At 49.0% G+C, this 12,823-nt stretch carries 16 protein-coding genes; 1 reads left to right on the plus strand and 15 read right to left on the minus strand.

Features of this window, described 5'->3' with window-relative positions:
* The first annotated feature begins 9 nt into the window (after window positions 1–9).
* Entirely contained in the window at window positions 10–1,923 is a 1,914-nt protein-coding gene (locus ACFPOF_RS03270) for a glycosyltransferase (protein WP_378129588.1), read from the plus strand.
* 82 nt (window positions 1,924–2,005) lie between these two features.
* Here ACFPOF_RS03270 and fliT read toward each other — a convergent pair whose 3' ends face one another.
* The 15 genes from fliT to ACFPOF_RS03345 form a co-directional block, all read right to left on the minus strand.
* Window positions 2,006–2,335 (minus strand): flagellar protein FliT, encoded by a 330-nt coding sequence (fliT, locus tag ACFPOF_RS03275; RefSeq protein ID WP_378129590.1) that lies wholly within the window; start codon window positions 2,333–2,335, stop codon window positions 2,006–2,008.
* Window positions 2,332–2,724 carry a flagellar export chaperone FliS gene (gene fliS, locus ACFPOF_RS03280; RefSeq protein ID WP_378129592.1) on the minus strand — a complete coding sequence of 131 codons (393 nt, stop codon included), beginning with the start codon at window positions 2,722–2,724 and terminating at the stop codon, window positions 2,332–2,334. The genes fliT and fliS overlap by 4 nt, the downstream gene beginning before the upstream one ends.
* A gap of 32 nt (window positions 2,725–2,756) precedes the next feature.
* Entirely contained in the window at window positions 2,757–4,265 is a 1,509-nt protein-coding gene (gene fliD / locus ACFPOF_RS03285; RefSeq protein WP_378129594.1) for a flagellar filament capping protein FliD, read from the minus strand.
* A gap of 18 nt (window positions 4,266–4,283) precedes the next feature.
* The gene (locus ACFPOF_RS03290; protein ID WP_378129596.1) at window positions 4,284–4,655 is read right to left on the minus strand and encodes a flagellar protein FlaG; all 372 of its coding nucleotides are present in this window, start codon (window positions 4,653–4,655) and stop codon (window positions 4,284–4,286) included.
* 135 nt (window positions 4,656–4,790) lie between these two features.
* On the minus strand, window positions 4,791–5,564 hold the full coding sequence (locus ACFPOF_RS03295; protein WP_378129598.1) for a flagellin N-terminal helical domain-containing protein: 774 nt from the start codon (window positions 5,562–5,564) through the stop codon (window positions 4,791–4,793).
* Window positions 5,565–5,679: 115 nt separating this feature from the next.
* Window positions 5,680–5,922 carry a carbon storage regulator gene (locus ACFPOF_RS03300; RefSeq protein ID WP_378129600.1) on the minus strand — a complete coding sequence of 81 codons (243 nt, stop codon included), beginning with the start codon at window positions 5,920–5,922 and terminating at the stop codon, window positions 5,680–5,682.
* Window positions 5,923–5,934: 12 nt separating this feature from the next.
* Window positions 5,935–6,387, minus strand: coding sequence for a flagellar assembly protein FliW (gene fliW, locus ACFPOF_RS03305; protein ID WP_378129602.1), 453 nt, complete (start codon window positions 6,385–6,387; stop codon window positions 5,935–5,937).
* A 109-nt stretch (window positions 6,388–6,496) separates the two neighbouring features.
* The gene (locus ACFPOF_RS03310) at window positions 6,497–7,069 is read right to left on the minus strand and encodes a DUF6470 family protein (protein WP_378129604.1); all 573 of its coding nucleotides are present in this window, start codon (window positions 7,067–7,069) and stop codon (window positions 6,497–6,499) included.
* 27 nt (window positions 7,070–7,096) lie between these two features.
* A complete protein-coding gene (gene flgL, locus ACFPOF_RS03315) occupies window positions 7,097–8,026 on the minus strand; it encodes a flagellar hook-associated protein FlgL (RefSeq protein ID WP_378129606.1) in 930 nt (309 codons plus the stop codon).
* Between the two features lie 38 nt (window positions 8,027–8,064).
* The gene (flgK, locus tag ACFPOF_RS03320; protein ID WP_378129608.1) at window positions 8,065–9,618 is read right to left on the minus strand and encodes a flagellar hook-associated protein FlgK; all 1,554 of its coding nucleotides are present in this window, start codon (window positions 9,616–9,618) and stop codon (window positions 8,065–8,067) included.
* Between the two features lie 35 nt (window positions 9,619–9,653).
* A complete protein-coding gene (locus tag ACFPOF_RS03325) occupies window positions 9,654–10,157 on the minus strand; it encodes a flagellar protein FlgN (protein ID WP_378129610.1) in 504 nt (167 codons plus the stop codon).
* A gap of 36 nt (window positions 10,158–10,193) precedes the next feature.
* A complete protein-coding gene (gene flgM / locus ACFPOF_RS03330; RefSeq protein ID WP_378129612.1) occupies window positions 10,194–10,460 on the minus strand; it encodes a flagellar biosynthesis anti-sigma factor FlgM in 267 nt (88 codons plus the stop codon).
* 83 nt (window positions 10,461–10,543) lie between these two features.
* Window positions 10,544–10,960 carry a flagellar protein gene (locus ACFPOF_RS03335; protein WP_378129614.1) on the minus strand — a complete coding sequence of 139 codons (417 nt, stop codon included), beginning with the start codon at window positions 10,958–10,960 and terminating at the stop codon, window positions 10,544–10,546.
* 98 nt (window positions 10,961–11,058) lie between these two features.
* On the minus strand, window positions 11,059–12,249 hold the full coding sequence (locus ACFPOF_RS03340; RefSeq protein ID WP_378129616.1) for an acyltransferase: 1,191 nt from the start codon (window positions 12,247–12,249) through the stop codon (window positions 11,059–11,061).
* A gap of 27 nt (window positions 12,250–12,276) precedes the next feature.
* Complete coding sequence (locus ACFPOF_RS03345; RefSeq protein WP_378129618.1) at window positions 12,277–12,813, minus strand: ComF family protein; 537 nt, start codon at window positions 12,811–12,813, stop codon at window positions 12,277–12,279.
* Window positions 12,814–12,823: the final 10 nt, after the last annotated feature.

Consider the following 12,823-nt stretch of genomic DNA (forward strand, 5'->3'; position numbering starts at 1 on the left):
AGGCTGTACATGAGCACACCACTAATCAGTGTATGCATGATTGTGAAAGATGAAGAAGCCGTGCTCGAGCGCTGCCTACGTAGTATATCCGAGCACATAGAGGAGATCATTATCGTTGATACCGGTTCAACCGATGCGACGAAAAGCATTGCGTTGAAGTATACCGATAAAGTGTACGATTTTAAGTGGATTAATGACTTCTCCGCTGCGCGGAATGAAGCGCTCAAATATGCAACCGGTAAATTTATCGTTGTCCTCGATGCAGATGAGTATATGGATGAAACCAATTTAACGATCTTGAAACAGCAACTGGAAGCCACAACACCGCAGGCAAATACCATTTACGCACTTACCGTCGTCAACGTCGCGGATGGGAATAAACCGTCTACTGAGGATCCCATTTTACGTGCCTTCGCCAACGGCTTCGGTATTCGTTATGTAAGGCCGATTCACGAGCAGCCTGCCCCGGTCCGTGGCAATTCAAGTCTCAGCTATCTTCCGGTGCGCATTATGCATTCCGGGTATACCGAAGCAACCGTGATCGCCAAGAATAAGCACGAGAGAAACTTAAACATTTTCCACACGATGCAAGAAGAAAAGCAATTCTCGCCTTACGACGAATGTATGCTCGGTCGGCAGCTTCTCATGATGGGACGAAAAGAGGAAGCACTCCCTCATCTACTCCGCGGACTAAGGGAAGGTAACGAAAACGCGGAATGGTATCGGCATAATGTCGTGTCGACGATCGAGCTGTATGTGTCCTTGAATCGCTTCATTGAGGCATATGAAGTGTATCAGCAATCGCTACGCCGTTATCGTGATTACCCTGATGTGCAGTGCATCTATGCTGTCATCCTGCAACAGCTCGGATTCTGGGATAAGGCCAAAGAAACGTTCGAGCAAGCCAATGCATTGGCAGAAGAAAGGGCAACACAAGGCTTGACTGTCGCGCTTTATAGTACGGAATTCGTGTTTCAGAGATCGCTTTGGCAGTTGGCCACGATATACGAAAGGGAGCAACGCTATGCTGAAGCAGTGCCGTGTGTATTAAAGCTAGTACAAGCTAACCCACGCGACGTCCAGGCATTCGCCAAATTAATAGAACTTCTCGCCTTGCTCGATAAACCAGCCAACATCATTCGCTTCTTGAACAGACAGTTCCAAGCGGACTCCGATGAGTATAACCAGGCGATGGTCGGCAAGATTTCGTTATCTCTGTACCAGTACGAATTAGCAGCGTATTATTGCGAGCGAACGCTGTGGGGTAGCGCATACTCGACAGGAGATCGATTACGTTACGGCTTGCTGATGAAACGTCCAGAGATCGTGGAACAAGTGTTAACGCTGATACCAGAAGACGAGCTCGATAACGTGGCAGCCACGCTAGTGGCGACCGGTATTCTGTGTTGGAACAGACAAGATTGGCTACCTCGGCTGTATTCGTATACAGACTTGTACGAACTCATCCGCACGCTCACTGCTGAGCCGCAGATCAGCCCACCTGAAGAGAAGGAACAGCTAGCCATAACACTTCTTAAGGAGTTGTACATGCTTCGCCAGTGGGATGCCTACGAACTTCTATTGGGTCATTACGATTCTGCCCGCACCGTGAATGCTCTGGTCGGCTTCTTCTTCACCAAACATGAACTTTCAACCGCCACGCAATACTGCCAGCATCTATTGGACAACGAGACGCTGAATGTGAGTAACTATGCCACATTGGCATTCAATCAACATAAACAAGGATATACCGATGATGCCGTAGCCCTCTGGGAACAAGCGATCGATAGATTCCCTACGGAGACTAGCTTGTATATTGCTTACATGACAGCAACGAATGACATTGAAACTAGACGAGCAGTTCGTCAAGCTTTACTAGCCATCGCCCCCGAGTATGAACGTGTCCGACTTATCTATGAATAACAGATGACATGATGTACTCACATATGAATAAAGCCGCTAGACTACTGTCTGGCGGCTTAATGATATAATCGACTAATACTTTTCACTTCTTCTCATCGAAGAAGAAGCTCTCCGCATTGAACGATTGCTGATACTTCTGCTGCTGAAGCCGAGTCACTGCAATCTTCTGCAGTTCATCAGCCGCTTCCTCGCGTAATGCTTCCATTCGAGCGACGATTACAGGATCATGCTCGGCAATTGCACGCAACAAATTTTCTTCGGCGTCCGGTAGCGGGCGGCGCTGCTGCACATCAAGCAACACCGACTCCCTTAGCTCGACCAGATTGACCAATTCATCGTGATCGGCATGACCGATCCGCCCCGTCAACTCAACAGTCACATCGTGAAGCTGCCTGAGAGTAGCGTTCATCATCGAACTCCTGATTGAGGCGTTGTGCTTGGAACGGCTTTCACCGCTTGCTTCCACGCCTCTAGCAGTTCTGTCAAATGACCAATCGCCTCTTGTGCCTTTGCCGGATTCTTCTGAATATTCGCCTGAATGAGCAAGTGCAACAAATACTCATAAATACGAATAAGATGCTGCGCAATCTCATAGTCCTTATTCAGCGAAGCAATCAGTTCGTTAACAACCCCTTGCGCCTTCGAGAAATTCAAATTTGCTGACTCGATATCCTTACCACGAATACCCTCTATCCCCATGCGTGTGAACCGGATCGCTCCTTCATACAGCATGATGATAAGCTGCCCGCCATTAGCTGTCTGAACAGAAGATTGTTTATATGCTTGATAAGGTGAGTTCAACAAAACGAATCGCTCCTTTATTTACATACCCCTTATTTACCCATGCTGAACAATGATGATGACTGTGTATTAAATCTGTTGATTGACGTCTCCATGGAGGCAAATATTTTGTAATAATGATTCTCAAGCGAACTAAGCTTATCTAGCTCCAAGTCTTCACGTTTCTTCATTAATCTAACTTGCGTACTGAGCAACGAGTTTTCAAGGAAGGCAGTCTTCGTATCCGTGCTGTACATCGACGTACCCGCCTTCGACGAAAGCCCCTTTAACGTCTCCATTGCCGAACTGCTCATTCTTGTGAATACGCCAACTGCTTTGTTGCTCGCCGATGTGTCTAATTTCCCTCCAGCATCGACCGTGCCCGGCGCGGTAAACAACTGTACAACTTTGTTCGGATCTGAATTCAGTACGGCACGAAGCTTATCCTCGTCCAAATACAGCTTGCCCTTCTCCGTGTAGCTTCCGGATGTAATGCCAATCGAAAGCTTCTTATTCGGGTCTGCCGGAGTCGGGTCCGCTACCCCCTCAATCAGCGATGTCGCAGCCAAACGTAGATCCGCGACGAGTTTACCGAGCGTATTGTCGTGAGCTAACGAACCACTTCTTGCCTTCTCTTCCCACTGCTCGATTTCCTTGTCCTTCATCTCTTTCTTCTGGTCGTCAGTGAGCGGGCTGAATTTGTAATTTTTCTTCTCGACAAGCTTCGGGTTAATCGCATCAATGAGTGCATTGTAATCCGCAACGAAAGATTTAATCGTATTTACGATCTTATCGTTGTCCTTGGTCGATGTCAACGTCGCCGCCGTTGTCGTCTTGGCGTTCACACGGAAGCTGACGCCGTTGACGGTGAAATCGTTATTGCTTTGCTTGAACTCAACGCCGTCTACTTTGATCGTGGCATCCGAGCCCTTGTACGTTGTAACGTCGGCGCTAACCGTTGCTGCGCGAATCGTACCACTGCCCGGAGGATCCTCTGTATCCGTCGTATCGAACCCTGTAACGGTCAGTTTCCCAGCGCCAGTCGTTGTCGCTTTAATAGACAACGTTCCATTGTTATAAGTGGCTGTCGCCTTATATTTGACAGGATCGGCGTTAATCTTATCCGCAAGTGTTTTCATATTATCGCCGGTGCCTAGTGCAATCGATTGCCCATTAATCGAAATCGTAGTACCGTTACTAAACTCGCTAGTGCCCTGCTTAAAACCGTAGACAAATGTATCTGCCTTCGCTACGTCTATCACTTCTACGTTCAACGAACCTGTCGCTGATGACGAGGTTGCCGTCACCGTAAGTGCGTTCGTATCTCCGGTCACTTTCGTTGTCTGCGCATTAATCGCCCCGGACAAGCTGTAGTTTGACAGCTTGTTATTGCGGAAATCAACGATCTTCGCAGTCAGTGAACGATAGTCTTCCTGTTGCCATTCTACCTTCGTCCGGTCTTTCACCATATTGTCGTATTTCATTCGTCTAGCCTTCATCAATTCCTGAACCATCTTGTCGACGTCCATCCCCGACGCCATGCCTGTAATTCTGACTGTCATCTGCCTTGCCTCCTTTCTTTATACTTTCTCGTCTACAATAAGTCCGCTCAGCTTCATTAGCTTGGCCGCCATATCAAGCAACTTTCTCTCGGGAATTTCACGAATCAATTCACCTGTCACTTTATTCGTAACCTTGTAGATAATTTGCTTCGTTTCTTTATGAACACTGCGTTCTACTTGCGTGTCTGATCCTTGGATAGACTGCAGTAGCTCCTTCACTTCTGCACCTAACTTATTTTGCCGTTCCTCGGGGGTCTCAGGGCTACGCGAATTGTCCGGCCTACTCATGCCACTATTGGCTACCGGAACAACTTCCTTGGCCGACAAGCTGCTTGCTGTCGTCTGATCATATCCGTAGCCTGTCGTGGTACTAACCGATGAAATATTCATCTCCTGTCTCACCTCACGCTCTGAATTCGTTATTATCTTTATCGGCTCTTCCCGATTCATTTGTTAGAAACCAATCTGTGCTCTATGAAAAAGAAGCCCTGGATACAATCCAAGGCCTCTTTATCTGGAAGTAACTTAACGCAGCAAGGACAGAACGCCTTGTGGTTGCGAGTTCGCTTGTGCAAGCATCGCTTGCGAAGCTTGTAGCAAGATGTTGTTCTTCGTGAGAGCGACCATCTGGCTCGCCATGTCGGTGTCGCGAATACGGGATTCAGCAGCCGACAAGTTCTCAACCGTCGTACCGAGGTTGTTCGACGTGTACTCCAGACGGTTCTGCGTAGCACCCAGCTTAGCGCGCTCCGTGGAAACAGCTTGGATCGCAGTCTCGATTTTACCCAACGAAGATGCGCTAGTCAAACTCACGAAGCTAGTCGTCGTGATGGAGCCAATTTGGATCTTCTGTGCAGAATCGTCAGATTGGATCGATACGCCCGTCGTGTTGTTAATGTGGATACCGTTAAACGTCGTATCCTTCATGATCAGATCGATCTGGCTACCCAGTTGATTCAACTCGAGATCAATGTTAGCTTTGTCACTCGTGTTGTACGTGCCAGTTTCCTTCTGAACGTTCAATTCCTTCATACGCGTCAGCATTGCGCTAACTTCGTTCATTGCGCCTTCAGCCGTTTGCACAAAAGAGATACCGTCTTGAACGTTGCGTTGCGCTTGTTGCAGACCACGGATTTGTCCACGCATTTTCTCGGATACTGCCAAGCCAGCAGCATCGTCAGCCGCACGGTTGATACGAAGACCGGAAGACAGCTTCTCCATATCCTTGCCTGCTGCTGCAGTGTTCAAAGTCATGTTGCGGTGCGTGTTCATTGCCGTAATGTTGTGGTTAATACGCATTGTAAAATTCCTCCCTGAATGTTGTTGTTCCACTTCCTTGTGGACACCGTATGTAGGACAAGCGCCCTTCTTCGGTTACTTATTATATCGACACGCTTTGACACGTTTTTAATAGCTACTTCAAACTTTTTTTCATTTTTTTCAATTGCTCGGACAGCCCGCCGACATCAAGCGGCTTGCCGACAGATTGACGGTTTTCTTCCTGAACCGACACAAGCAGTTCCTTGCGCATGACCTGCACCTCACGGGGCGCCGACACCCCGATCTTGACCGTGTCGCCTTCCATGTCCAGAACCGTAATCTCGATCCCCGGCTGCACGATGATCGATTGTCCCTTCTTTCGGGCCAGCACCAACATGCCCATCCCCCCCTATTCTGTCGGAGCCGGCTCGAATAGCCGATGCTTGGTCGCATAATTACCTTGCATCAATACGATTTGCCGGCCTTGCTTCGAAGCGCTATTCAACAACACCGGAGCCGCCAGATTAATCGTCGCCTCGCTTAGCTCATCATTCATATTCACAATCGTATAGATGAGCAAGTCCTTCGCCGTCTCGATTTGCGTTGCCTTTACTTGCAGAACCTCCATATCCACTTCGCTCAAGTCAAATTCATAACTCGTCACAAACTCGAACGGATTCACGATGATGAACGAAACTTCTGGTGCGTGCAACGATTGCAAATATTTAAAAGGTAGATGCTCTTCGAACTGTACGACGCAGAACTCCCGCTCCTGTTCGAAGCCCGGAATGCCCTCAGCAAAAACAAAAACCGTCTCTTCTTTAACCTCAATGTGCCCGAACCTCGTTGTTTCAATTCTCATCATATAACCTCCTGCAAATATAACCTTCGCCTGCGAGAAGTCAGACAATCCACAGAAATAAGACAAGCCGCAAGCGTTGACAGCAACGCATGCAGCTCTCGTTTCATTGTTACACGGTCAGATCGATACGTGGAGGAACAACCGTAACACTCGGATATTGCTCCATATATACTTGTATCGAACCACGTATATAATTCACTTCCAGCTGTTGCCTCTCAACGTTCATGTTCACTTGCCCGGGAACGTACTGCAAGTTTAGTTCATTCGGCGTATATTCGAAATGCGTATTCATCGGCGAAGCAAATCCGAACACTTGAAGGTCGGGAGCACCCTCGATATAATCGTCCAGCGCCATCTCCGCAATCGGATTCCCCGGTGTAGTCAGGTCGCCCATACGGTTGCCCTTGGCTACGATTCGTTCGATATTTTGCTGCCCGATCTGCCGATATTGGGAATACATCCGCTCCCAGAACGCTTCCGGCTTACCGCCCGTGAGCGCATTATTCGTATCTGTACTATCGATGACCAACGTACCTGAACGATTATTCGCCGTAAAGTAACCTGGAGTAGACTCAACTTGCAGTTCGGCGGGACGGCTCTGAATTTCATATCGACCCGGCTCGGTACGGATCCCGATCTGACCGCGCTCTGAAGATATGGATAGTTGCGGCAGCGGTATCATATCGGTCTACACCTCCGTTAAGCAATATTATCTCAGAAAATCAACCAAAGTAGGTTGAATGACTTTCGACCCGACTGAAAGTGATGCCTGATAGACGCTTTCGTTCACTTTGGAACGAATAATCAAGTCCTCGATATCCGCGTCCTCCGTCTTCGATTGCAGCGTTTGCAGGTTTAGATTGAGATCCTTCAAACGATCCTGCATTAATTCGAGTCGATTGGTACGCGCCCCTACTTCCGCTTGCTGGGTAAGAATCTTGTCCATTCTCGAATCCAGCAATCCAAGCTGCCCCGACACGCCCGCTATGTTACCCGTGCCCAAATTTGCGATGATGTTATCCAGAACGTTAAAGGCGTTGTCGTCCTCATACTTGGGAGACGTTACCCCGCTGGAGGCAGGCGGATATCCGAACACATCATTGCCGTTCAAATTAACGGAAAGCTTGACGCCCGAACTAATCATGTATTCGATTTCTCCAGGGTCTGTTAGGACCGTCTTAGGGTCGACGGAAGGATCATATGGAATCGTATCCGTGAATTGGCCGTTAAAAACGTACTTCCCCTTGAATTGGCTGTTGGCGACATCGACGAGCTGAGCTCTCAATTGCTTGATCTCGCCGGCAACATTGTCCAAGGCAACTTGCGGATTCGTTCCATTCGAGCCTTGAATGGCAAGCTCCTTGACCCTCTTCAAAATATCGTTCGTTTGCGTCATGAGAGTATCGTTAAAATCCAAGTAGGAGCTGGCCGAATCAACGTTTGTCTGAAAGCGTTCGTTGACAGAAAGATCGCTGCGATAGCGAAGCCCATACGTAATGCCTACAGGATTATCGGACGGACGGTTAATTTCCCGACCAGTCGATAATTTCTCTTGCAAGCTTTGCGATTGCTTGAGGTTGGAGTTAATATTACGCAGAAGCTGAGAAGTTATCGTCCCTTGTGTAACACGACCGAACATATGTCATAACCTCGCTCTCATCTTTAACAATTTACAGATTATCTGCCAACGGTGCCCATCCCATTAATAATCTTGTCGAGCGTCTCATCGATCGATGTCATAAAGCGGGCTGCCGCATTGTATGCATGTTGGAATTTAATTAAATTCGACATCTCTTCATCAAGCGAAACACCGCTGACGGATTGTCGCCGGGAATCAACCTGATCGACGACGATCTTCGAATTGTCGGCTTGCCGCTGAGCCTCTTGCGTTTGAATGCCCAATTGTCCGACGAGAGAGCGGAAGAAATCGTTCGCGGTTCCTACGCTTGTGCTTGGACTTGTGCTGACTGAGGCAAAATTGATCTTCGTATCGTTGAACTGGGCAATCAGCATGGCTAGATCTTTGTTGCCGATAACCGACTTTTCAGTCGTGCCATCCATATAAGTTCGCATGGAAGAGGCAATATTGTTCGCATCAGCATCAATATCCGCACTGATTTGGATATTGTTCGCAGTCAGCGGGCCGCCGTCTTTGCTTGTGAAAAATGGACCACCTGCCTGCAATGGAACTTTGTTCGTATAGCCAAGCTGATGAAGGCCATTCAAACCTTGCACGGTAACCGTCAAATCGTTAGCAAGCGCGCCGGAATAGCTGACTCCATTCAGTACAGTTCCCGCTGGTAAAATCGATCCCTTAGGAATCGTCACGGTAACTTCTCCGTTTACGATTCCATTAATCAAAGTATTCAGTTGATCTTTGTAGTCGACGACGAATTGATCGCGGGACTTGATCATGCCGTACACTTCTCCGCCGGTCAAATCTCCGTTAAAGCTTCCGACAATACCGTCCACCGTCATCGGTGTGTAGCTGCCATTCTCGACCAGCACTTGCGACCCCATCATCACTTGGTAACTGCCGTCAAGGCTTTCCCTGGCCGATATATTTGCAATCTTCGATAACTCATCGACCAGTAAATCGCGTTGATCTCTTAGGTCGTTGGCATTATCGCCGAAGCCTTCCGTGCGCCGGATTTGGTCGTTCAAGCTTGCGATTGTCTGAAGAGCCGTGTTCATCTGATCGACTTTGACTCCGATGTTTTCGGTCAAATCAGCGCCCAAATCGTCCAGTTGTTTTGCTGTTTGGTTAAACGCATCCGTTAACGATTTCGCAGTTTCGCGTACAAGCTTCCTTGCCGTAATACTTTCCGGATTCTCGCTAAGATCATGCCAGGAGTTCCAAAACTTATCTAACACGGAGCGAAGACCAGAATCAGACGGTTCGTTTACGATCGTTTCGAGTTTCTGAAGCGTGTCGACTTGAATGGACCAGTTCCCGTTGTTCTGACTCTCGTTGCGATACTGCGCATCGAGGAAGTTTTCGCGAATACGCTTGATTGAGTTGAACTCTACACCGGTTCCCAGTTGTCCGGGTGTGACTGAGCGATTCATTCCCATTACTTCCATCGGCTTGGAAGCAACCATGTTCACAACTTGCCGAGAGTAGCCCGCCGTATTGGCATTGGCAACGTTATGGCCAGTTGTTTGAAGCGCCGTTTGTTGGGTCATCAGACTGCGCTTGGCTGTCTCTATTGAATGGAACGTCGACCTCATTGTCCATCACTCATTTCTTCTGTGGTTGGGCTGATCTATGCTTTCGAGTCGAAAATTTTCAAGTTATGTCCGGGATAAGTTTGATCGCTCGGCCGCTTATACACATAATCCTGATCGTCATAACCGCCCGCGAGCAAATCGAGCGAGAAGTCGTTGAACTCGATCGATTGCTGAGTCAGCTTCACGTTGAGATCATTGAGCGCTCTCAGCTTCTCTACCGTTGCGCTCAATCGGTCGGCAATGTTCGATAGTGCCAGCTTGTCCTCGGCCACCGTCACCATCCGCACAATGTCCGCGACCCTCGTGGAGGAAGCAGGTTTTAAACCCTGTTCCGCCAGGAAACCGTTGACGGCTTGAACTCGCTTACTCTCCATCTCCACGATTAGCTTCAGAAGCCGTGCTTCCTTGTTCACCATCTCGTTCAATAGTTCTACGTTGTTCACGATCAACGCCTGTTTCTTCTGCTCGCTGAGCGCGATCATCTGCTCGTGCTGCATGAGCAGCGTCTCCAGCACTTCGATCAGATTTCGAATCGCCATGCTTGCACCTTCTGCTCTCAAATTGATGTCGACAAACTATTCGCGAACGAACGGCAGCAATTTCTCCGCAAGTTTACCCGATTCGACTTCGTACGTCCCCGTGCGGACTTCATGCTTCAACTTCTCGATGCGCTGCGAGCGATCCGGCTCTTCGGCGCGGTTAGCGCCCAGAAGCTCCATCGCCTCAGCGGAAAATTGAACCTCGTCCTTCCGGCGCTTGCCAGCCGCCTGGTTCGAACGCGCTTCGGTCTGTTGCATGTAATTGCGATAAGCGCCTATGCGCTGAGTATCATTAATCTTCATCGTATCCACCTCAAATAAAAAAACCGATAATTGTATAAAACTATTATCGGTCGCTTGCTATAAATTATTTAGATGCCGTGCGATTATTTGCGTTCATTCAACCGATCGCCGATCCGATAGGCACCCTCGTGCTTCGTTCCGTCCGGATTATAATGCTGCTGTCCGCTAGAAGTTGCATTCCTGACATCGCGCTGCAACCGCTTCTTGCACGATTCGCACAAGTGGCTTTCCCGGATCAAGATGCCGCACGATTCGCAAGGGTAAGACATGTTCGGCGCATTTACAAGGGAAATCCGGCCTTCCCGGATCCATTTGGTAATTTGTTTGATACTGACATCCATATCTTCCGACAGTTGCTGAATATCCAAGCCTTTGTTCTGGCGAAGATGTTCAACGCATCTCTCGTAATCTTTCTCCAATTGAGCGTAGCAGTTGTTGCAAACATCGCGGAAACTCTTGGAGAACAACTTCCCGCATTTTGGACAGTAGGTTATATCCACACAATCGTCTCCCCATTTTCGACATCAATCGGCGTACCTTCCCGTATTGTACTCGAAAAAGAAAAGATTCGCCAACTATTTGTTCGACTCGCAACCACTCAACCCGAGACCGTCCCTGGCGTAACCGAATTCCCCGCTTCTCTCTTCCGTTTCGCCCTCTCTGCTTCAAGCTGGGCTGGAACGCTTCCGAATAGAATCCACGACAGGTTCGTCAATCTGCTCAGCACGTACACAACCAACCAGGACACAAGTAGTGCGCACACGAATCCGCCCGCGTACCAGAGATGCTGCATGTACCCCGGGCCTCCGTGCAACGGATGCTGGCGATAGTAGAACAGAACGAACGGGTGGAGCAAGTATACGCCGAACGATACGATCCCGAGTTGGCGCAGCGCCGCGACCCAAAGCGACGATTTCATTTTGTCCCGCAACAGGAAGGCAACTTGAATGAGCACAATCGGTGTCAGCATCGTGTACGCATCCCACAGTCCGTCGTACAACGCGTTGCTGAACATCGTGCGGTGCACCCGGCTTTGATAGAATAGCCATACATAACCTAAGCCCGCGCTTAGCCATACCGCCCACAACACGCACCACGAGATCACCTTGCCAACCGTAGCCGATTCTTTCGCGATGACGAGCCAGGACCGAATCCGATCGAAGTAGATGCCAAGCCACGCGCCGAGAAAATATTGACCGAAATAGCTGAGAGACCAGCTCCCTCGATTGTCGACCTGCCAATACTCCCTGTTTAACAGGAAAAATGCCCACTGAACGACGACCCCGACGATAATCGCCGACGCAGCCAGCCACTTAAATCTTTTGAACAAATAGAGCAGGATCGGAAACAGCAAATAAAGCTGGATACTGATAAAAACAAAGTATAAATGCGTATATGCCTGCCCCGTCAATACCTTATGCCAGAAGCTCGGCCACATGTCGGGCAAAGACCATTCATGCTTGTTGAGCCTCCACCGGTGCAGGAAATAGAGCGTCGAGAACACCAAATAAGGCACGATGATGTATAGGAGCCGATTGCGGTAAAATTTCTTCAACTGCGCGAAAGTAAAGGGCTGCGGGTAATAATTGTAGAACAGCACAAAGCTGCTAAGCAGAATAAACGACGTCGTACCGATCTTCGAAAAAATGTTCAAGAAATTGTAGATGCCGTATAATCCTGATGTTTTCATGTCTATCGTCGCTTCGGACGTCGAATGAACCATTAGCACGCCCAATATGGCGATTCCGCGTACGAAATCGATTTCCGTTAACTTGGCCCTTCGTTGCATGGCGCCTCCTTATGTTGTCCGTCGTTGTTACGAACGTGCCCACATGAGCCCAAAGAGGTCGAGGCCGCCTCTCCCCTGTCCCGACTCCTTCAGCACCCGAGCGCATTCGTCAAGCGTACTGCCTGTCGTATAGACGTCGTCCACTATCAATAATCGTATAGGTGATTCATTATCGGAAAATAAAGCTCCGGCATCGGCGGCGAAATTCCCTCTCATATCGATGATGCGGCTGCTGCGAGTTTTGAGACTTTGTTTCTCGGTGTGGCGCAGTCTGCGCAATACGGGGCTGTAGCTTAGCCCGTACCATTCCGCAAGCTTGCGGGCCAGCCTCTCAGCCTGGTTAAATCCCCGATCCCGCTGCCTCTCTGGAGCTAGAGGCACAGCTGTTAGGCTAGGCAACGTTATTCCGGCTGTCTCGACTAGTCTCTCATACGCGAAAGCGAGCATCGCGGCAAATGCGTTCTCAAGCCCCTCGTTACCTCTATACTTGTAGAGGGCGAGCCATTCTTTCATCCGGGCATCGTAACGAACCGCGCACCGGCTTGACTTGAAGTGCCTGTTCATCCTTCTCGCA

It is taken from the genome of Cohnella soli (genome assembly GCF_042655525.1).
In the GTDB taxonomy this organism is placed as follows: Bacteria; Bacillota; Bacilli; order Paenibacillales; family Paenibacillaceae; genus Cohnella; species Cohnella soli.

Bases quoted from the DNA above. Each gene is read 5' to 3' on its own strand.
- ACFPOF_RS03270 (WP_378129588.1), top strand. From the start codon at position 10: ATGAGCACACCACTAATCAGTGTATGCATGATTGTGAAAGATGAAGAA.
- fliT (WP_378129590.1), bottom strand. From the start codon at position 2,335: ATGATGAACGCTACTCTCAGGCAGCTTCACGATGTGACTGTTGAGTTG.
- fliD (WP_378129594.1), bottom strand. From the start codon at position 4,265: ATGACAGTCAGAATTACAGGCATGGCGTCGGGGATGGACGTCGACAAG.
- ACFPOF_RS03290 (WP_378129596.1), bottom strand. From the start codon at position 4,655: ATGAATATTTCATCGGTTAGTACCACGACAGGCTACGGATATGATCAG.
- ACFPOF_RS03295 (WP_378129598.1), bottom strand. From the start codon at position 5,564: ATGCGTATTAACCACAACATTACGGCAATGAACACGCACCGCAACATG.
- ACFPOF_RS03300 (WP_378129600.1), bottom strand. From the start codon at position 5,922: ATGTTGGTGCTGGCCCGAAAGAAGGGACAATCGATCATCGTGCAGCCG.
- fliW (WP_378129602.1), bottom strand. From the start codon at position 6,387: ATGAGAATTGAAACAACGAGGTTCGGGCACATTGAGGTTAAAGAAGAG.
- ACFPOF_RS03310 (WP_378129604.1), bottom strand. From the start codon at position 7,069: ATGATACCGCTGCCGCAACTATCCATATCTTCAGAGCGCGGTCAGATC.
- flgL (WP_378129606.1), bottom strand. From the start codon at position 8,026: ATGTTCGGTCGTGTTACACAAGGGACGATAACTTCTCAGCTTCTGCGT.
- flgK (WP_378129608.1), bottom strand. From the start codon at position 9,618: ATGAGGTCGACGTTCCATTCAATAGAGACAGCCAAGCGCAGTCTGATG.
- ACFPOF_RS03325 (WP_378129610.1), bottom strand. From the start codon at position 10,157: ATGGCGATTCGAAATCTGATCGAAGTGCTGGAGACGCTGCTCATGCAG.
- flgM (WP_378129612.1), bottom strand. From the start codon at position 10,460: ATGAAGATTAATGATACTCAGCGCATAGGCGCTTATCGCAATTACATG.
- ACFPOF_RS03340 (WP_378129616.1), bottom strand. From the start codon at position 12,249: ATGCAACGAAGGGCCAAGTTAACGGAAATCGATTTCGTACGCGGAATC.
- ACFPOF_RS03345 (WP_378129618.1), bottom strand. From the start codon at position 12,813: ATGAACAGGCACTTCAAGTCAAGCCGGTGCGCGGTTCGTTACGATGCC.